Source organism: Novosphingobium sp. BL-S-20, assembly GCF_055521635.1.
The window spans coordinates 2,990,263-3,009,305 of the sequence record NZ_CM145494.1 but is presented as its reverse complement, the minus strand read 5'-3'; the positions used below and the strand labels follow the sequence as shown (position 1 = coordinate 3,009,305).

Annotated in this window: 21 protein-coding genes and 1 pseudogene; 17 read left to right on the top strand and 5 right to left on the bottom strand. The window is 65.2% G+C overall.

What is annotated here, in order from left to right; all coding sequences use genetic code 11:
* The first annotated feature begins 100 nt into the window (after positions 1-100).
* From thrC to ACZ1II_RS21845, 7 genes are read left to right on the top strand one after another with little or no spacing between them, the layout of a single operon-like run.
* On the top strand, positions 101-1,501 hold the full coding sequence (gene thrC / locus ACZ1II_RS21875; RefSeq protein WP_465145660.1) for a threonine synthase: 1,401 nt from the start codon (positions 101-103) through the stop codon (positions 1,499-1,501).
* Positions 1,501-2,388: a class I SAM-dependent methyltransferase gene (locus ACZ1II_RS21870; protein ID WP_465145659.1), complete on the top strand. Its 888-nt coding sequence runs from the start codon at positions 1,501-1,503 to the stop codon at positions 2,386-2,388. The genes thrC and ACZ1II_RS21870 overlap by 1 nt, the downstream gene beginning before the upstream one ends.
* A gap of 24 nt (positions 2,389-2,412) precedes the next feature.
* On the top strand, positions 2,413-2,784 hold the full coding sequence (locus tag ACZ1II_RS21865) for a dihydroneopterin aldolase (protein ID WP_465145658.1): 372 nt from the start codon (positions 2,413-2,415) through the stop codon (positions 2,782-2,784).
* A gap of 3 nt (positions 2,785-2,787) precedes the next feature.
* Positions 2,788-3,114, top strand: coding sequence for a Rossmann fold domain-containing protein (locus tag ACZ1II_RS21860; RefSeq protein WP_465145657.1), 327 nt, complete (start codon positions 2,788-2,790; stop codon positions 3,112-3,114).
* Between the two features lie 8 nt (positions 3,115-3,122).
* Entirely contained in the window at positions 3,123-4,127 is a 1,005-nt protein-coding gene (gene moaA / locus ACZ1II_RS21855) for a GTP 3',8-cyclase MoaA (RefSeq protein WP_465145656.1), read from the top strand.
* A 3-nt stretch (positions 4,128-4,130) separates the two neighbouring features.
* Positions 4,131-4,367 (top strand): MoaD/ThiS family protein, encoded by a 237-nt coding sequence (locus ACZ1II_RS21850; RefSeq protein WP_465145655.1) that lies wholly within the window; start codon positions 4,131-4,133, stop codon positions 4,365-4,367.
* 1 nt (position 4,368) lies between these two features.
* Positions 4,369-4,815, top strand: a complete 447-nt coding sequence (locus ACZ1II_RS21845; RefSeq protein WP_465145654.1) for a molybdenum cofactor biosynthesis protein MoaE — start codon at positions 4,369-4,371, stop codon at positions 4,813-4,815.
* A gap of 46 nt (positions 4,816-4,861) precedes the next feature.
* On the opposite strand, the gene pyk is transcribed toward ACZ1II_RS21845, so the two are convergent.
* Positions 4,862-6,346, bottom strand: a complete 1,485-nt coding sequence (gene pyk / locus ACZ1II_RS21840; RefSeq protein WP_465145653.1) for a pyruvate kinase — start codon at positions 6,344-6,346, stop codon at positions 4,862-4,864.
* Positions 6,347-6,425: 79 nt separating this feature from the next.
* On the opposite strand from pyk, the gene ACZ1II_RS21835 reads away from it, so the two are divergent.
* Positions 6,426-6,737 (top strand): DUF1244 domain-containing protein, encoded by a 312-nt coding sequence (locus ACZ1II_RS21835; protein ID WP_465145652.1) that lies wholly within the window; start codon positions 6,426-6,428, stop codon positions 6,735-6,737.
* Between the two features lie 25 nt (positions 6,738-6,762).
* Here the strand turns inward: ACZ1II_RS21835 and sugE are convergent, their stop codons facing one another.
* The gene (gene sugE, locus ACZ1II_RS21830) at positions 6,763-7,080 is read right to left on the bottom strand and encodes a quaternary ammonium compound efflux SMR transporter SugE (RefSeq protein ID WP_465147362.1); all 318 of its coding nucleotides are present in this window, start codon (positions 7,078-7,080) and stop codon (positions 6,763-6,765) included.
* A 294-nt stretch (positions 7,081-7,374) separates the two neighbouring features.
* On the opposite strand from sugE, the gene ACZ1II_RS21825 reads away from it, so the two are divergent.
* The 8 genes from ACZ1II_RS21825 (at position 7,375) to ACZ1II_RS21790 (ending at position 12,649) form a co-directional block, all read left to right on the top strand.
* Positions 7,375-7,611, top strand: a complete 237-nt coding sequence (locus ACZ1II_RS21825) for a DUF2312 domain-containing protein (protein WP_021232392.1) — start codon at positions 7,375-7,377, stop codon at positions 7,609-7,611.
* Positions 7,612-7,789: 178 nt separating this feature from the next.
* A complete protein-coding gene (locus ACZ1II_RS21820; RefSeq protein ID WP_465145651.1) occupies positions 7,790-8,554 on the top strand; it encodes a YebC/PmpR family DNA-binding transcriptional regulator in 765 nt (254 codons plus the stop codon).
* 6 nt (positions 8,555-8,560) lie between these two features.
* A complete protein-coding gene (locus tag ACZ1II_RS21815) occupies positions 8,561-8,911 on the top strand; it encodes a DUF3147 family protein (protein WP_465145650.1) in 351 nt (116 codons plus the stop codon).
* A gap of 4 nt (positions 8,912-8,915) precedes the next feature.
* Complete coding sequence (gene ruvC / locus ACZ1II_RS21810; protein ID WP_147220699.1) at positions 8,916-9,392, top strand: crossover junction endodeoxyribonuclease RuvC; 477 nt, start codon at positions 8,916-8,918, stop codon at positions 9,390-9,392.
* A gap of 83 nt (positions 9,393-9,475) precedes the next feature.
* Positions 9,476-10,084, top strand: a complete 609-nt coding sequence (gene ruvA, locus ACZ1II_RS21805; protein WP_465145649.1) for a Holliday junction branch migration protein RuvA — start codon at positions 9,476-9,478, stop codon at positions 10,082-10,084.
* Positions 10,084-10,497: a hypothetical protein gene (locus tag ACZ1II_RS21800; RefSeq protein ID WP_465145648.1), complete on the top strand. Its 414-nt coding sequence runs from the start codon at positions 10,084-10,086 to the stop codon at positions 10,495-10,497. Before ruvA ends, ACZ1II_RS21800 begins: the two co-directional genes overlap by 1 nt.
* Entirely contained in the window at positions 10,494-11,528 is a 1,035-nt protein-coding gene (ruvB, locus tag ACZ1II_RS21795; protein WP_147220701.1) for a Holliday junction branch migration DNA helicase RuvB, read from the top strand. Before ACZ1II_RS21800 ends, ruvB begins: the two co-directional genes overlap by 4 nt.
* A 236-nt stretch (positions 11,529-11,764) precedes the next feature.
* Positions 11,765-12,649: a PEP-CTERM sorting domain-containing protein gene (locus ACZ1II_RS21790; protein ID WP_465145647.1), complete on the top strand. Its 885-nt coding sequence runs from the start codon at positions 11,765-11,767 to the stop codon at positions 12,647-12,649.
* 358 nt (positions 12,650-13,007) lie between these two features.
* Here ACZ1II_RS21790 and acnA read toward each other — a convergent pair.
* Together acnA and ACZ1II_RS21780 are read right to left on the bottom strand one after the other, a co-directional pair.
* A pseudogene (acnA, locus tag ACZ1II_RS21785) lies at positions 13,008-15,681 on the bottom strand (aconitate hydratase AcnA).
* Positions 15,682-15,853: 172 nt separating this feature from the next.
* The gene (locus ACZ1II_RS21780) at positions 15,854-16,753 is read right to left on the bottom strand and encodes a DMT family transporter (protein ID WP_465145646.1); all 900 of its coding nucleotides are present in this window, start codon (positions 16,751-16,753) and stop codon (positions 15,854-15,856) included.
* Between the two features lie 230 nt (positions 16,754-16,983).
* Between ACZ1II_RS21780 and ACZ1II_RS21775 the strand changes: the two genes are divergently transcribed.
* Positions 16,984-18,462, top strand: coding sequence for a L,D-transpeptidase family protein (locus ACZ1II_RS21775; protein ID WP_465145645.1), 1,479 nt, complete (start codon positions 16,984-16,986; stop codon positions 18,460-18,462).
* Between the two features lie 117 nt (positions 18,463-18,579).
* Here ACZ1II_RS21775 and ACZ1II_RS21770 read toward each other — a convergent pair whose 3' ends face one another.
* Entirely contained in the window at positions 18,580-19,038 is a 459-nt protein-coding gene (locus tag ACZ1II_RS21770; protein ID WP_465145644.1) for a YaiI/YqxD family protein, read from the bottom strand.
* Positions 19,039-19,043 lie beyond the last annotated feature (5 nt).

Here is a 19,043-nt window from a genome sequence, read left to right as displayed (position 1 = left end):
AGGCGTCATTCCCGAACTACGCCCCCCTTTAGGAATTGTTCGCGCGCCAGCCCAACGACAGGCTTTTCATTTCGCGCCCCTGCGGCTAACCGCGCGGGTCATGGACTACATCAGCACCCGCGGTAGCGCACCGGCGCTCGACTTCGAAGGCGCCACGCTCGCCGGTCTCGCATCCGACGGCGGCCTCTACGTGCCGCGCGAGTGGCCGCGCTTCTCTGAGCAAGAGATCGCGGCAATGGCAGGGCTGCCTTATGCCGAGCTGGCCGCGAAGATCATGTTCCCCTTCGTCGAGGGCAGCCTGACCTACGACCGGCTGCTGGAACTGACCACGCAGGCCTATGGCCGCTTCGCCCACAAGGCAGTGACGCCGCTGAAGCAACTGGACGAGCAGCAGTGGGTGCTCGAACTATTCCACGGCCCGACGCTGGCGTTCAAGGATGTGGCGCTGCAACTGCTGGGCCTGCTGTTCGAGGAATTCCTCGGCCGTTCGGAGCGTAACCTGACGATCGTCGGCGCGACTTCGGGCGACACCGGATCGGCGGCGATCGACGCAGTGGCGGGCCGTGCCAAGGTCGACATCTTCATGCTGCACCCCAAGGGCCGCGTGTCCGACGTGCAGCGCCGCCAGATGACCACGGTGCTGGCGCCCAACGTCCACAATATCGCCATCGATGGCTCGTTCGACGACGCGCAGGCCACCGTGAAGCGCATGTTCAACGATCGTGGCATGACCGACCGCTTCGCCATCGGCGCGGTGAACTCGATCAACTGGGCGCGCCTGATGGCTCAGGTGGTCTACTACTTCGCCGCCGGACTCCAACTGGGCGCACCGCACCGCAAGGTCGCCTTCTCGGTGCCGACCGGCAACTTCGGCGATGTCTTCGCCGGTTACGTCGCCGCGCAGATGGGCCTTCCGGTCGAGAAGCTGATCGTCGCCACCAACGTCAACGACATCCTCCACCGCGCGCTGGCCGAGGGCGATTACTCGCAGGGCACCGTCACGCCGACCGCCGCGCCCTCGATGGACATTCAGGTCTCTTCGAACTTCGAACGCCTGCTGTTCGACCTCAATGGCCGCGACGGCAAGGCGCTGGCCGAGCAGATGACCGGGTTCGAAGCGACCAGGGCCATGCAGCTGACCAATGCGCAGCGGGAAGGCGCTGCCGCGCTGTTCTCCTCCGCCCGCACCGATGCCGACGAGATGGCATCGACCATCCGCTGGGCCTGGGAGAACTGCGGCGAACTGATCGATCCGCACACTGCCTGCGGCCTCTTCGCTGCCCGCACCGCAGGGATCGATGCGAGCATTCCGGTGGTGACGCTGGCAACCGCGCACCCTGCCAAGTTCCCTGACGCCGTCGAACGCGCCACCGGCCAGCGCTCGGGCCTGCCCGCCCGCGTCGGCGACCTGTTCGAACGCGAAGAGAAGTGCGTCGACCTGACCGGCGACTACGATTCGATCGCCACCTTTGTGGCCCAGCATGCGAGCCCGAAGGTCTGATGGCACGCCTGGAAACCCAACCTGTGATCCTCGCCGGAGAGGGCTGGGACGATTACGGCCTTGTCGATTCGGGCCACGGCCGCAAGCTGGAGCGCTACGGTGACTACCGTTTTGTGCGCCCTGAACCGCAGGCGATGTGGACCCCGCGCCTCGAAAACTGGGACGCGCATGGCGAATTCGTGCCCGGATCGGACGAGGACGGCGGCGGTCGCTGGCTGTTCGACAAGCCGGTGCCCCGCGAAGGCTGGCCGCTGGCGTGGAACGAAGTCAGCTTCACCGCGCAGTGCACGCCGTTCCGCCATCTCGGCTTCTTCCCGGACATGGCGCCGGTGTGGGACTGGATGCGCGAGATGCTCGCGGACAAGAGCGATGCCAATACGCTGAACCTGTTCGGCTATACCGGCGTCGGCACGCTGGCGCTTTCCGCGCATGGTCCGGTCACGCATGTCGATGCCTCGAAGAAGTCGGTCGGTCAGGCGCGCGAGAACGCGGCGCTGGCGGGGCTGGAGGATCGCCCGGTCCGCTGGCTGATCGACGATGCCGCCAAGTTCACTGCGCGCGAAGTGCGCCGGGGCAAGCGTTACGACGGCATCATCCTCGATCCGCCCAAGTTCGGTCGCGGCCCCACGGGCGAAACGTGGCGTCTGGAAGAGAACCTGCCCGGCCTGCTCGCCGATTGCCGCCAGCTTCTGGACGGCGACAGCAAGTTCCTGTTCCTCACGGTCTACGCCGTGCGCATGTCCTCGCTGGCGCTGGCCGGGCTTATGGAGGAACTGTTCCGCGATCTGCCCGGCACCATCGAACATGGCGACCTTTCGGTGCGCGAAGATGAAAATGGCCGCCTGCTGCCGACAGCAATCTTCGCACGCTGGCGCAATAACGGCTAAAGGCCGCCCATGTACCCCAATGCCATGACCGATTCGCTTATCCTCGAAGTCGCCGATTTCGAACACGACGTTCTCACCGGGATCTACTCGGAAGAGACCGGCAAGCCGCAGCCGCTGCGCTTCACCATCCAGGTGGCGATGAAGCCGATCGACCGCTACACGCCCGATACGCCGCTGACCGAGAGCAAGAACTACATGGACCTCAAGTTCGCGGCCAGCGATGCGCTGCCCGCCGGGGTTCATTTCAAGCTGATCGAGGCGGTGGCCGATCATGTCTGCGAGACGCTGTTCCTGCAGGACGCGCGGATCACGGCGGTGACGGTGAAGATCGTCAAGCTTGCCATCGCCGAAGCGGGCGAGAAGATCGGCATCACCCTCACGCGCCAGCGCCGCTGAGCCATGATCCTGCGCGTCGGAACTCTGGCGGACGATCCGCTCGATGCCGCCGCGCAGTTCCATGCCGAAATCCTGCCGCAGGTCCGCACTTTGCTGGGGCAGGACGATGACCTGACGTTGGTGTTCGCGCCGGGCGGCCACGAGCACAATGGCTGGCGTCTGGCCGTGGTTCAGGCACTCGCGCGGGACCATGCGCCGCGCCGCGTCAATGCCGTCGCGGGCGCGTCCGAAGATGCCGTTGCCGCCGCTACCGACTGGCTGACCCTGGCCCCAGGGATAACCGGCCAATACCTTCGGCTTGATGGGCAGGGCGCGGGGAGCGTGCTATAGCGGTAGCAATGAGCATCGCATCGCCCCTCGTGGACCAGTTCCGGCGCCGCATCACCTATTTGCGGCTTTCGGTGACCGACCGGTGCGACTTGCGCTGTGCCTATTGCATGCCGGAACGCATGACCTTCCTGCCGAAGAAGGACGTGCTCACGCTGGACGAACTGCACCGGCTGTCGCTGGGCTTCATCGCACGGGGCATCACGAAGCTGCGCCTCACCGGCGGTGAGCCGCTGGTCCGGCGGGACATGATCGATCTCGTCCGCGCGCTTGGCCGCAAATTGGGCGATGGTCTGGAAGAGCTGACCCTCACCACCAACGGCACCCGGCTTTCCGAATTCGCGGACGACCTCTTCGCGGCCGGGGTGCGGCGCATCAACGTCTCGCTGGATACGCTCGATCGCGGCCGGTTCGAGACGCTGGCCCGCCGCGATTCGCTGCCGCAAGTGCTGGAAGGACTGGCGGCGGCCAAGGCGGCGGGGCTGAAGGTCAAGATCAACACCGTCGCCCTGAAAGGCATCAACGAGAGCGAAATCCCCGAGATCGTCGCCTGGAGCCATGGGCAGGGCTTCGATGCCACGCTGATCGAGGTCATGCCGCTGGGCGAAGTGGAGGAAGATCGCTTCGATCATTACCTGCCGCTCTCGGCCGTGCGCGAGGATCTCGAAAGGCGCTGGAACCTGACCCCGAGCGGACATCGCACCGGCGGCCCTGCGCGCTACTTCGACGTGGCCGAAACCGGCGGCAGGCTGGGCCTCATCACCCCGCTCACGCAGAATTTCTGCGAGGGCTGCAATCGCATCCGCGTGACGACCACCGGACGCCTCTACGCCTGCCTTGGCGGCGACGAGCAGGTGGACCTGCGTGCGGCGCTGCGTAGCGACGACCCCGAGGCGGCGCTCGATCGGGCGCTGGACACGGCGATGCGGATCAAGCCCGAACGCCACCATTTCGCCATCGACCGCGCAGGGGCACAGCCCGCGCTGGCGCGCCACATGTCGATGACCGGCGGCTGATCCATGGCGCTGACCCTTGTTTTTCTGGGCAGGCTGGAAGACCTTGCCGGAGCGGGCACGCGCGAAGCGCCGCTCGTCCCTTCGCTGGCGGCTGTCATCTCCGGGCTGGAGCCGGAGCTTGCCGAGGCTCTGCGCGGACCCCGCGTTCGTTACGCGGTGAATGGAACTCTGGTGCAGGGGGACCCACAGCTTGCCGACGGCGACGAGATCGCCTTCCTCCCGCCGGTTTCGGGAGGCTGAGATGTCCGGCGACGTGCTGCTGCTCACCGAGCCGTTCGACCCAGCCGAAGCGCTGCGGTGTTTCACCGCTGCCCTTCCGCAGGCGGGCGGCATTGTCAGCTTTCTAGGGCAGGTGCGTGAAGGCGGCGGGGTCGAGGCGCTCGAACTCAGCCACTATGCGCCGCTGACCCTGCCGGCGATGCAGGAACTGGCCGGGCGCGTGCGCGACCGCTGGTCGCTCGATGGGCTGCTGGTGATCCACCGCAGCGGGCTGATGGTGCCGGGCGAGCCGATCGTTCTGGTTGCAGCCGCCGCGCGGCATCGGCGGGACGCCTTTGCCGCCGCCGATTACGCGATGGACCATCTCAAGAGCGAATCGTGGTTCTGGAAGCGCGAGAAAGTCGCCGGGGAATGGCGCTGGATCGAGCCGCGCACCCAGGACATCGAGGACCTTGCCCGCTGGGCCTGAAAAGAGAAGGGCACGGCCGCTTAGATTACGGCCGCGCCCCTGATTCTCAGTTCGGCGTATCCAGTTCGTTGCCGGTCAAGGTCACGACATGGAGCAGGTTCGTCGAACCCGGCACGCCGAACGGCACGCCTGCCAGCGCCACCAAACGGGTGCCCGCGGCGCCGAAGCCGTGGCGCAGCGCCATGCGCTTGCCCTTGGCGATCATCTCCTCGAAGCTGCCGATATCCTTGGTGATGACATTGTGCGCGCCCCAGAGCAGGGCGAGGCGGCGCGCGGTCTTCTGCGATGGCGTGAGCACCAGCATCGGCGCGGCAGGCCGCTCGCGGGCGACGCGGCGGGCCGAGCCGCCTGAGCCGGTGAAGACGATGATGCCTTCGATCGGCAGGGTATCGGCGATCGTGGCGCAGGAGGCCGAGAGCGCGTCGGCGGTCGTGGCGTCGGGCGGGGTCTGGGCGAGGTGGATACGCTCGCGGTAGGTGGAGTCGGTTTCCACCTTCACGGCGATGCGGTCCATGATCGTCACCGCTTCGACCGGCCACTGGCCTGCCGCCGTCTCGGCCGAGAGCATCACCGCATCGGCGCCGTCATAGACGGCATTGGCAACGTCGGAGACTTCGGCGCGGGTCGGCGAGGGGCTGGTGATCATCGATTCCAGCATCTGCGTGGCCACTACCACCGGCTTGCCGATGGCGCGCGTCTTGGCGATGATGTGCTTCTGGATCGGCGGCACTTCCTCGGGCAGCAGTTCCACGCCAAGATCGCCGCGCGCCACCATGATGCCGTCCGACAGCTCGATGATCCCGTCGATGGCATCGACCGCGGCGGGCTTCTCGATCTTCGACATCAGCGCGCAGGCCCCGCCGATCAGGCGGCGCGCCTCAGCCACGTCTTCGGGGCGCTGGACGAAGGAGAGGCCGATCCAGTCCGCGCCCTGCTCCACCGAGAAGGCGAGGTCGCGGCGGTCCTTGTCGGTGAGGGCAGGGACCGGCACGATGGCATCGGGCACGTTCACGCCCTTGCGGTCGGAAATGAAGCCGCCGACTTCGGCGGTGCAGAGGATCGAATCGGCTTCCGGCTTGATGACGACGAGGCGCAGCTTGCCGTCGTCGATCAGCAGGCGCTGGCCCTTCTGCAAGATGCCGAAGAGTTCCGGATGCGGCAGGCAGACGCGATTTTCGTCACCCGGCGCGGGATTGCGGTCGAGCGTGAAGTGGGCGCCGTGGCGGATGAAGACCTTGCCTTCCGCGAAAGTGCCGACGCGCAGCTTGGGGCCTTGCAGGTCGCAGAGGATCGCGACCGGGCGCATCAGGTCCTTCTCGACCGCGCGGATGTTGGCGATGGTCTCGCGGTGGGTGTCGTGGTCGCCGTGGCTCATGTTGACGCGGAAGGCGTCGGCCCCGGCTTTCAGCAGCTTGGCGATCGTCTCCTTGTCGCGGCTGGCCGGGCCGAGCGTGGCGAGGATTTTCACCTTGCGCTGGCGCTTGATCCCGCGGTGGTGCGGCGAACGGCGAAACGGAGGGGTGGTTGCCAAAATCTGTCTGCCTCTCTTTCGATATTTTGGAGACATATGGCAAAGGCGTCATGACAAACCAAGGACGATTGGCAGAAATATGAACGAAAACGACCGGATCGATGAGCTTGACGACGCCGTGGCCGCCGCCGCGTTCCGCAGGCTCGTGCGCCACCTTCAACATCGCCACGATGCGCAGAACATCGATCTCATGGGACTGGCCGGTTTCTGCCGCAATTGCCTGGCGGACTGGATTCGCGATGCGGGCTTCGAAGGCGACAGGGCTGCCGCGCGCGAGGTGATTCACGGCATGCCCTTCGACGCATGGAAGCAGGCGCACCAGAGCGAGGCGACCCCGGAGCAGATCGCGCGGATGGAAGAGAGCCTGAAGAAGAACGGCGGCGGGCACTGAGGTCCCGCTGAGAAGCTCGCGGGTATCAGGAACTCGCGAGCTTCATGATGACGAGTCCGGCGAGGATCAGTCCGGCGGCGGCAAGGCGCATGGCGCTGGCCGTCTCGCCCAGCACGACGATCCCGAAGATGAAGGCGCCCAGCGCACCGATCCCCGTCCAGACCATGTAGGCCGTGCCCAGCGGCAGCACGCGCATCGACCAGGACAGCAAGCCGAAGCTGGCCAGCATCGCCAGGATCGTGATCACGCTGGGCCAGAGCCGGGTAAAGCCGTGCGACTGCTTCATCGCCGAAGCCCAGACCACTTCGAACAGGCCGGCGACGACGAGAACGATCCAGGGCAGGACAGCAGACTGGGCAGCAGGCATTTCGGGCAACCTTCTTGAAACGGGTTGCCGGGCCGTCCCGGTCTTGAAGCTCCGCTACTCTTCGATCCGGAATTCGATCCTGGAGCGGGAGGCGGGAACGTGGTCGCCGCCGGGGTCTCATAGGCAAAGGCGCCAAAAGAGGCAAATACGGCAGGTTTTCCCGCTCTACGCACAGGATTTCCACAGGCTCCGGCTTTGCCCGAATCCGCGACTGTCGCTATCAGCGCCCGCCATACCGTTTCACATGATATTTTTCCGGAGCATTACCCGATGGCCGAAACCACCGACGATCGCCTGCGCCTGCTGATCGAGCGCGTCGAGCGCCTCGAAGAAGAGAAGAAGGGCATCTCGGACGATATCCGCGACGTCTACAACGAGGGCAAGGCTGTCGGCTACGACGTAAAGATCATGCGCCAGATCGTCCGCATCCGTAAGATGAAGCCGGACGACCGCCGCGAAATGGACATGCTGCTCGACACCTACAAGACCGCTCTCGGCATCGACTGAGAACGCGTCTCGGGAAATGCCTTTCGGGGCATTTCCCGGCGCCTGCACGCCCCTCACGGGCGGTTGCCCTTGGGTGCCGCGCTGTTGTAAGGCGCGCTGCCGCCCTACTTGGCGCATATCATTCACCCGGACTCGCGAACCTGCGGCGCAGGCGGACGAGCGGAGCAAGAGCGGACCCATGGCAGGCCATTCCAAATTCAAGAACATCATGCACCGCAAGGGTGCGCAGGATAAGAAGCGCTCGGCGCAGTTCAGCAAGCTCAGCCGCGAAATCACCGTGGCCGCCAAGATGGGCATGCCCGATCCGGACATGAACCCGCGTCTGCGCGCCGCCGTCAACGCGGCCAAGGCGCAGTCGATGCCCAAGGACAACATCCAGCGCGCCATCGACAAGGCGAGCAAGGGCGATGCCGAGAACTACGAGGAAGTGCGCTACGAGGGCTACGGCCCCGGCGGCGTCGCCCTCATCGTCGAGGCGCTGACCGACAATCGCAACCGCACCGCCACCAACGTGCGCACCGCGTTCTCCAAGAACGGCGGCAACCTTGGCGCCTCGGGCGCGGTTTCGCACGGTTTCGAGCGTCTCGGCCTGATCGAGTACCCCGCCAGCGTGGGTGATGAGGACAAGGTCCTCGAAGCTGCCATCGAAGCCGGCGCTGACGATGTCGAGAGCGATATGGGCGACGGCGACGAGAACCCCGGCAGCCACCAGATCTGGGTCTCGGTCGATTCGCTGCACGAAGTCGCCCGCGAGCTGGAAAAGGTCCTGGGCGAAGCCGAGGGCGTGAAGCTGGCGTGGAAGCCCAATCTCACCGTCGATGTCGATGCGGATACCGCGGGCACGCTGATGAAGCTGGTCGACACTCTCGAAGACGACGACGACGTCCAGACCGTCTGGGGCAACTACGAGATCTCCGACGAAGTCATGGCCAAGCTGGCCTGATCTGAGGTGCTGGCCCTGATCGCCCGAGCGCTGATATCCGGCGCGATGATCGTGGCGATCGCCGAGATCGGCAAGCGTCTGCCCGCGATGGGCGCGCTTGTCGCCTCGCTTCCTCTGGTTTCGGTGCTGGGCATGATCCTCCTGTGGCATGCCCGGCCCGATACCGAGAACATGGCGGTCCATGCGCAGGCGACTTTCTGGTACGTGCTGCCCTCGCTGCCGATGTTCCTCCTAATCCCAGTGCTGCTGCGCCATGGGCTGGGCTTCTGGCTCTCGCTGCTGGCGGGTTGCGCGCTGACGGTCTCGCTATACCTGCTGATGATGCATTTCGGCCCGCGCCTGGGCCTCAAGGTCTGACCTCATGATTATCATCGGCCTCGATCCGGGCCTCACCTGCACGGGCTGGGGCATCGTCGCCAAGAGCGGCAGCCGCCTCAGCCACGTCGCCAACGGGCAGATCCGCACCGATGCCAAGGCCGGAATGGCCGAGCGCCTGGTCGAACTCGACGCGGCGCTGACCGACGTGATCTTGCTGCACCGGCCCGATGCGGGCGCGGTGGAGGAAGTCTTCGTCAACGTGAACCCGCAGTCGACGCTCAAGCTCGGGCAGGCGCGCGGTGTCGCCATGCTGTCGATCGCGCGGGCCGGGCTGCCGGTGGCCGAGTATTCCACCAAGGTCATCAAGAAGGCGCTGGTCGGCACCGGCGGGGCCGACAAGAAGCAGATCCAGCACATGCTGAAAGTGCTGCTGCCCGGCGTGAAGCTGGCGGGCGAGGACGCCTCCGACGCGCTGGCCGTGGCCATCACTCACGCCAATATGCTGGGCAGCCACCGCTGATTTCGCCGGAATTCGCGAGGATCGACAGACGATAGCCCGAGAGGGCTGGCGCGCTGCAATTGTTCCTGCCATAGGAACAAACCATGATCGCCAAGCTTACAGGTCTGCTCGACGACACCGGCCCCGACTGGGCGATCATCGACGTGAACGGCGTCGGTTATCTCGTCCATTGTTCGGCGCGCACGCTCGATCATCTCGGCATCCGGGGGGACAAGGTCGTCGTCCATACCGAGATGCAGGTTTCCGAGACCGACCAGCGCCTGATCGGCTTCACCAGCGGAGCGGAGCGCAACTGGTTCCGCCTGCTGACGGCGGTGCAGGGGGTCGGTTCGAAGGTCGCGCTGGCGATCCTCTCGGCGCTGACCACCGAGGAATTGCAGCGCGCCTGCGCGGGCGGCGACAGTGCCATGGTCGCGCGCGCCAATGGCGTCGGGCCGAAACTGGCGAGCCGTATCGTCAACGAACTCAAGGACAAGGCGGGTGGCATGCCCACTTTGCCCGGAGCGCCCGGTGTTTCGGGAGTGGCCGCGCCTGCCGGTTTCTCCAGCGCCGATGCCGTCTCCGCGCTCCAGAACCTCGGCTTCAAGCCTGCGGTCGCCACGATGGCGGTCGGCAAGGCGGTGGAGGAACTGGGCGAGGATGCGGGGCTGAACGACCTCGTCCGCGTGGCGCTCAAGAAGGCTGCGGGGTAATGTACGCCGATCGGTACGCGGGCCCGATCGAGCCGCCGCGACGATTGGCAATGTGCCTTGGTTTAGTAGCTAGTCCGATCAGCATTGCGATCGTACTGGTCATCATATCATGGCCGTTTGCATTGGGTTTTGCTGGCATGGCACTGCCGTTTTGCATCTTTGCAGGCATCCCGGTGGCGTTCTGCGCGCGCGGCCGAATGGAACTCACTTTCGTTAACTGTATGACAGTTGGAGGTGCGACCGGATTCGTAATGGGGATGGCGATTGCAGGCGTCGCAGCCATTTGCGACTGGTTTTACGAAATCGCGGCATCGTTCTGCATTCTGGTTCTGGGCGGAGTTGTCTGTGGCGGCATAGCTTTCCCATGGATTAAATGGCTGGATCAGCGCCTTCCGATTACAGGCAATTCATGACCGATAACCCCATCCTCACCTCCACCCGCCAGCCCGAGGACGCCGATGCGGCGCTTCGCCCGAAGACCTTGGCCGAATTCGTCGGGCAGGCGGCGGCGAAGGACAATCTTCGCGTGTTCATCGAAAGCGCCAAGTCGCGGCGCGAGGCGATGGATCATACGCTGTTCTTCGGTCCTCCCGGTCTCGGCAAGACGACGCTGGCGCAGATCGTCGCGCGAGAACTCGGCGTCGGTTTCCGCGCTACCAGCGGGCCGGTGATCGCCAAGGCGGGCGACCTTGCTGCGTTGCTGACCAATCTCGAACATGGCGACGTGCTGTTCATCGACGAGATCCACCGCCTCAATCCGGTGGTGGAGGAAGTGCTCTACCCGGCGATGGAGGACCGTGCGCTCGATCTCATCATTGGCGAAGGCCCTTCGGCGCGTTCGGTGCGGATCGATCTGCCGCCGTTCACGCTGGTCGGTGCGACGACGCGGCAGGGCCTGCTCCAGACCCCGCTGCGGGACCGTTTCGGCATTCCGGTGCGGCTCCAGTTCTACACCGTGGAGGAACTGGAAAAGGTCGTCACGCGCGGTGCGGGGCTGCTCGGCATCGGCATGGACAAGGGCGGGGCGACCGAGATCGCCCGCCGCGCGCGCGGTACGCCGCGCGTGGCCGGGCGGCTGATGCGCCGCGTGCGCGACTTTGCCCATGTCGCCGGTTCGGACGTGATTACCCGCGAGATCGCCGACGATGCCCTGACGCGGCTGGAAGTCGATTCCATCGGTCTCGATGCGCAGGACCGCCGTTACCTCAAGATGATCGCCGGAATCTACAAGGGCGGCCCCGTGGGCGTGGAGACGCTGGCGGCCGGTCTTTCCGAGCCGCGCGATACGATTGAGGAAGTGATCGAACCCTATCTGATCCAGCTGGGCCTGATCGCCCGCACCGCGCGGGGGCGTTGCCTCAACGATCACGGCTGGCAACACCTCGGCATGACACCGCCGAACGGTGGTCCTCAGGGTGGTCTTTTCGATTCGGACGGTGACTGAGCGGACGTGATTTTCGCGCAACAAACTGTCGGGCGCGTTTACAGATAGGCCATCCGATAGTCCCGCTTCGGCACAGCTTCCGTTTCTCTTTCGAAAACCGGCGGATTTTCTGCGTCGGCGCTGTCGAATTCCGGGAAAAGCCATTGTTCCTTTAACCGCTCTCTGCGCTTGTCAGTGCAAGTCGGCTCCGATGTCCCCACCGGGATTGGCCGAGCAGAACGAAGAGAGAGACGATCATGTCGGTTCGGATGGCCCTTGCTAAATTGTCTGCCTGTGCAGCGGGCTGCGCCATCATCGGCGGCGGCGCGGTTCATGTCGCCGAGACGCAGAGCAAGACGGTCGAGTATCGCAAGGTCAAGATGGCGAAGGTCGCCAAGCCGGTGCGTCCGGCCAAGCGTCTGATTCCCAAGGACCCGCCGCGCGAAGTGAAGCGCGCGCGCCGCATCATCCAGCGTCCCGACGTGCCGCAGACGGCCTATGTGCCGCTACCGCCAGCCTATGTTCCGCCCGCACCGGCCCCGGTCTACGCGGGCGGCGGTGGCGGCGCGCCTGCGGTGATCGGCGGCGGCGGCGGTGGTTTCGGCGGCTTCGGCGGGGGCTTCTTCGGAGGGTTCTTCGGCGGCGGCGGTTCGGGCGGCGGCAATGTCATCATTTCCTCGACCTCCAGCGGCGGCTCCACCTCGTCCTCGACCGGCGGCCTGACGACCACGGGTGGATCGACCTCCACGTCCAGCTCCACGGGCGGTCTGACGACGACCACCACCGGCGGCTCCACCTCGACTTCCAGCTCGACCGGAGGGTTGACCACCACGACGAGTACGGGCGGCATCACCTCGACGACGACATCCTCCAGCTCGGGCGACGTTTCGACGAGCACGAGTTCGTCGAGTTCCTCGTCCACCTCGTCGTCGTCCTCGACCTCGTCGAGCAGTTCTTCGTCGAGTTCGACATCTTCCTCGAGTTCGGGTTCCTCCTCGACCTCGACGTCCTCGGGCGGCGGTCATCCGCCGCCGACCGATCCGCCGACCGACGTTCCGGCACCGCCGATGCTGATCCTGTTCGGTGCGGCAGCCGCGGCGGTGGTCGGTCGCCAGCGGCTGGCACGCAAGAAGTCCGCTTAACGCACCAGTCCGCGGGCCGCGCATGGCGGCCGGGCTGGAGAAAGGGGTGAGCGTCGGGGGGCGCTCACCCCTTTTTCGTGCGTGCTCTTGGCGCTCGCTCGGCAAATTATCGTCATCCTGAACTTGATTCAGTGTCCATTTCGCAGCCCGATACGAACGGCAGCGTGAAAAGCGCGCGAGGGCCGTCTACCGATCGAGGCACAGCGTAAGGGGCGCGATGGATTCCGAAACGAGTTCAGGATGACGAGGAAGGAGGCGTGGCTTTCGTGCTGCGCCGGTCTGATCCCCAAAACCCAAAGAAAAACCCCGCCCCGCGCTAGGTGGGACGAGGTTTTCGTTAGCCGTTACGGCTGGTTGCTCAGGCGGCCAGCTTGCGCAGCACGTACTGCAGGATACCGCCGTTGTTGAAGTATTCCACTTCGTTGGCGGTATCGATGCGGCACAGCGCGGTGAAGGTGAAGGTCGAACCGTCCGGACGGGTCACTTCGACTTCCACGTCCTGGCGCGGCTTGAGGCTGGCAACGCCCTTGATCGTGAAGGCGTCGTCACCGGTCAGGCCCAGGGTCTGGCGGGTGTCGCCATCCTTGAACTGCAGCGGCAGCACGCCCATGCCGACCAGGTTCGAACGGTGGATACGCTCGAAGCTCTCGACGATCACGGCGCGGACGCCAAGCAGGTTGGTGCCCTTGGCCGCCCAGTCGCGCGACGAACCGGTGCCGTACTCCTTGCCGGCCACGACCACCATCGGCGTGCCCTCGGCCTTGTACTTCTGCGCGACGTCGTAAACCGGCAGAACCTCTTCACCGAAGCGGCTCATGCCGCCTTCGATGCCGGGGACCATTTCGTTGCGGATGCGGATGTTGGCGAACGTGCCGCGCATCATGACTTCGTGGTGACCGCGGCGCGAACCGTAGGAGTTGAAGTCCGCCTTGGCGACCTGGTGCTCCATCAGCCACTGGCCCGCCGGGCTGTCGGCCTTGATCGAACCGGCCGGCGAGATGTGGTCGGTGGTGATCGAATTCGCCGAGGATCAGCAGGGGCTTCGCCTCGATGATGTCGTTCACCGGCGCCGGGGTCATTTCCAGGCCTTCGAAGTACGGCGGGTTGGCGACGTAGGTCGAACCGGCGCGCCACGAGTAGGTTTCCGAACCGGTGACGTTGATCGCCTGCCAGTGCTTGTCGCCCTTGTAGACGTCGGCATAGCGGGCCTGGAACATCGGGCGGTCCATGCAGGTGGCCATGGTTTCGGCCACTTCGTTGTTGGTCGGCCAGATGTCCTTCAGGAACACGTCGGTGCCGTCCTTGCTGACGCCGATCGGGGTGGTGGTGAAGTCTTCCACCACGGTGCCCTTCAGAGCGTAGGCGACGACCAGCGGCGGCGAGGCCAGGAAGTTGGCGCGCACGTCCGGCGAGACGCGGCCTTCGAAGTTGCGGTTGCCCGAGATGACGGCGCTGGCGACCAGACCGTTCTCGTTGATCGCCTTCGAGATCGGTTCCGCGAGCGGGCCCGAGTTGCCGATGCAGGTGGTGCAGCCGTAACCGACGAGGTTGAAGCCGATGTTGTCGAGGTGCGACTGCAGGCCGGCCTTGTTCAGGTAGTCGGTGACGACCTGCGAACCGGGGGCGAGCGAGGTCTTGACCCAGGGCTTGGGCTTCAGGCCCAGCTCGTCTGCCTTCTTGGCGACGAGACCGGCGGCGACCAGCACGCTCGGGTTCGAGGTGTTGGTGCAGCTGGTGATGGCGGCGATCATGACGTCGCCGTCACCGATGTCGAAGTCCTTGCCTTCGACAGGGACGCGCTGGGCCGACTTCTTGTAGGTCTCGGTCATGTCCTTGTTGAACACGTCGTCGACGTCGGGAAGGGCAACCCAGTCCTGCGGACGCTTCGGACCGGCGAGCGAAGGCACGACGGTCGAGATGTCGAGTTCGAGGGTCGACGAGAAGATCGGATCGGCAGCGCCGGCTTCCATCCAGAAGCCCTGCTCCTTGGCGTAGGCTTCGACGAGGGCGATCTGCTCTTCTTCGCGGCCGGTGAGGCGCAGGTAGTCGAGCGTCTTGTCGTCGATGCCGAAGAAGCCGCAGGTGGCGCCGTATTCGGGAGCCATGTTGGCCAGCGTCGCACGGTCGGCCAGCGACAGCGAGGCAAGGCCGGGGCCGAAGTATTCGACGAAGCGGCCGACCACGCCGTGCTTGCGCAGCATCGAGGTGCAGGTGAGCACGAGGTCGGTGGCGGTGACGCCTTCCTTCAGCTCGCCCGTGAACTTGAAGCCGACGACTTCGGGGATCAGCATCGAGACCGGCTGGCCAAGCATCGCGGCTTCCGCCTCGATGCCGCCGACGCCCCAGCCCAGCACGCCCAGGCCGTTGACCATGGTGGTGTGGCTGTCGGTGCCGACGCAAGTGTCGGGATAGGCAACGGTTTCACCGTTCTGGTCTTCGCTGGTCCACACCGACTTGGCGATGTTTTCCAGGTTCACCTGGTGGCAGATGCCGGTGCCCGGGGGAACCGCGTAGAAGTTGGCGAGCGACTTGGAGCCCCACTTGAGGAAGTCGTAACGCTCCATGTTGCGCTGGTATTCGATCTCCACGTTCTCTTCGAACGCCTTGGGGTGACCGAATTCGTCGACCATGACCGAGTGGTCGATCACGAGGTTCACGGGGACCAGCGGGTTGATCTTGCTGGTGTCGCCGCCGAGCTTGGCGATCGCGTCGCGCATCGCGGCAAGGTCGACCACGCAGGGCACGCCGGTGAAGTCCTGAAGCAGAACGCGCGCCGGGCGGTACTGGATTTCCTCACCGGTGGTGGGGTTCTTCTGCCAATCGACCACCGCCTGGACGTGGTCGGTCGAGACGGTGAAGCCGCCGTCTTCGAAGCGCAGCAGGTTTTCCAGCAGCACCTTCATCGAGAAAGGCAGGCGGCTGATGTCGCCGAGCTTCTCGGAAGCTTTCTTGAGCGAGTAGTAAGCGACGTCCTTGCCGCCGACGGTCATGGTGCTGCGGGTACCGAGCGTATCCTGTCCGACCTGGGTCATATTGGGTATTATCCCCTTCTGTATGAGCCTGAAACGAAGGAAGCGCGGCTATTCCGAAACCGTCTAGCCCTGGTCCCGGAAATCATCGCCGTGCTGCATCGCGACAAGCGGATTCTTCGGCCCCGCCGATGCGCGCTCGCGGGCCTCAGGTCAAGGGGGGCATGCGTGGTGACTAGGACTCGACTTTTGCGTTTCTTGCACCGGTCCAGCAGCCGATAACGATCAGTATCGCACCAGCAACAGTCGCGAGATCGAGCGGCTCCGCGAACATCAGCCAGCCCAGCAGCGCGGCCCAGAGGAAGCCCGTATATTCGATCGGCAGCAGCACCTGGGTTTCGGCGCGGGCATAGCCCCAGGACAGGAACAGCAGGGCGGCGGTCGCCAGCGCCGCTCCGGCGAGGATCAGCAGCAGGCTGCCTCGGTCGGGCATGACTGCAAGCCACGGCGAAAAAGCCAGGAAAATCAGCGTGACGAGCAGATTCTGGAACTGGGCGATCTCGACCGGACGGGCCAGCAGCGCCTGCTTGCGCTGGAGCACGAGGTTGATCGCATAGAACACCGCGGAAAGCAGGATGGCTGCGGTGCCCTCGATCGCCTGCTCCGAATAGGCGCCCGAACCGAAGCGTCCGGCGGCAATCACCAGCACGCCGAAGATGCCGAGCAGCGAGGCGACGACGGCGCGGGGCCGGATCGTTTCGCCCAGCAGCAGCGCCGCAAAATAAAGTGCGATGATCGGGGAAACGAAGGAAATCGCGATTCCCTCGGCCATAGGAATTCGCACGAGGCCATAGAAAAACAGCGCCGCCATGGCCGAAGTGATCGCCGCGCGCAGAGCGTGGACCTTGAGCACGGCACGGGTTGGCACCGGGCGACCCGCCATGAGCCAGAGCGGCAGCGTCAGCAGCGTGCCGAAGAGATTGCGCAGCAGCAGCGCGGTGTAGACGCCTACCGCGAGTCCGGCGCCCTTGATCGTCGCGTCCATGGCACTGAACGTGGCGATGCCCGCGATCACCGCGAGGATCGGCAGGGCTGGGGAAAACGGGGCCGAACGAGGGGCTGGGGCTGTGCTCATCAGGCCCCGGCTCTCGCCGTCCGCGCCTGCCGGTGCAAGCGGGAATGCGGGCAATTCATCGCAGGGACAGGCGAAATCCTTGAAACAGGCGCCATATGGGGGCAAAGCGGGTCGTCCCGGCTATGGCTTTTGCCGGCAGCCGATTTTCGCGGCTGCGTTTCCTCCCGGAACGAATTTTACGCACTGCGGTGCATTACCAAGGGCAGGTCCAGACTAAGATGGCAGGTTTCATGAGGTTCGGTTGCAGCATGCTGGCGGTCGTGGCGGCAACAGGTCTCGCGGCGCAGCCGGTTCTCGCCCAGAAGACGGAAGCGACGAAAACCGAGGCTGCGAAGAAGGCGAAGACGGTTTCCACGCCGACCTCGATCCTGCCGACGACCCAGGCGACGCCGACGGCGCAGGCTTCCTCCAAGCCCGCAACCAAGCCTGCCCAAACCCCTGGGCGTCCTGCCGTTCAGCCCGTCGTCCAGCCCAGCGCCGTGCCGACCGCCATTCCCACGGTCTCGAAGCCGATCGTGCAGGATGTCCTGTTGGCCGAGCCGGTGATGTCGTGGTCAGTTGCCGATGCCAAGGCGCTGCTCGGCACGATCGAATATATCGGCAAGGAAGGCCTGATCCCGGCCGACTATCAGCCTTCAGCCCTGCGCGCGGCCATCGCCAAGGGCGAGGGCGACGAACTCGATGCGCTGGCAAGCCGCCTGTTCGGCTGGCTGATCGAGGACCTTCGCGACGGTCGCACGCCGATGAAGGCGCGTGTGCAGTGGTTCGCGGTCGATCCCGACCAGGATGTCAATCCCACCGCGCAGATCATGGCGCAGGCCCTGTCGGAGCATGACGTGGCGGGTGTGGTTGCAAAGCTGGCGCCGACCAATCCGGACTATGCCGCGCTCAAGGCCGATCTCAATGCCACGCCGATGGCGAACAAGGCGCGCCGTGCGCTGATCCAGGCCAACATGGACCGCTGGCGCTGGCTCGCCCGCGACCTTGGCGACGTCTATCTGATGACCAACATTCCCGAGTTCCAGCTGCGTCTGGTGGTCCGGAACAAGATCATCCGCAGCTACAAGACCGTGGTCGGCAAGCCCGGCCGCACCGCGACGCCGCAGCTCGCCGAAACGGTCAGCGCCGTCGTGTTCAACCCGACCTGGACGGTGCCGCAGTCGATCGTGAAGGGCGAAGGCCTCGGCGCCAAGGTGCTGAACAACCCCGGCTGGGCGAAGTCGGCGGGCTACAAGGCGACCAAGAGCGCCGACGGCACGATCACCGTCGTCCAGCAGCCGGGACCGACGAACTCGCTCGGCCTGATGAAGATCGACATGCCCAACCCCCATGCGATCTACCTGCACGACACGCCGTCGAAGCAGTATTTCAACTCGGACGTCCGCGCCTTCAGCCATGGCTGCATCCGTACCGAGCGTGCGGTGGAACTGGGCATGACGATGGCGATTCTCGGCGCGCAGAAGACTGCCGCCGACGCTGCCGACATCTCGCGCTCGGGCAAATACACCAAGGTCGAGATGACCCGGACTTTCCCGGTCTACCTGACCTATTTCACGTATGCCCGCTCGATTGACGGCCAGCTCAAGCCGTTCAACGACCTCTATGAGCGCGACAAGCCGGTGCTCGACAGCTTCGCCGCCCCGCGCCAGCTCAAGACCACCCAGCGTGCGAGCGAGGAAGAGATCATCAAGCTCGACAATCCGCTCTGAGCGGCTCGTTCTAGAGCGGTTCGAAAACCCCGGCGACGCAGAGGCGTTTGCCGGGGTTTGGTTTTTGTAAAAGGCGTTTTGGTTCGATCCGCGCCGTCGCCGTGACGGCAGGTCGCGTCAGCCCGGGAACCGGCGCCGCAAGCGCACCAGCGTCTCGTCGAGGCTGGAGAGGAAGCGCGAGCGATCGGTCTTGCTGAATGGTGGCGGCCCTCCCACCACATCGCCTCCGGCCCGAAGATCGGCCATAATCGCCCGTGTGGCGATGGCGCCGCCGATCGAGGCCATGGTGAAGGGCTTGCCGTTCGGCGCCAAGACTTCGGCACCGAGCTTGAGGCAGCGGTCGGCTAGCAGGATATCGGCGGTGATGACGACGCTGCCGGGGGCGGTGTTTTCGGCGATCCAGTCGTCGGCGGCATCGAAGGCGTCGCTTACCAGTTTGCGCGAAATCAGCGGCGACTGCGGCACCCGGATCGGGCTGTTGCTGACGACCACCACCGGCACCTTGTAGCGCGCAGCGACCTTGTAGGTCTCGTCCTTCACCGGACAGGCGTCGGCATCGATCAGAATGCGGATCATGCGAC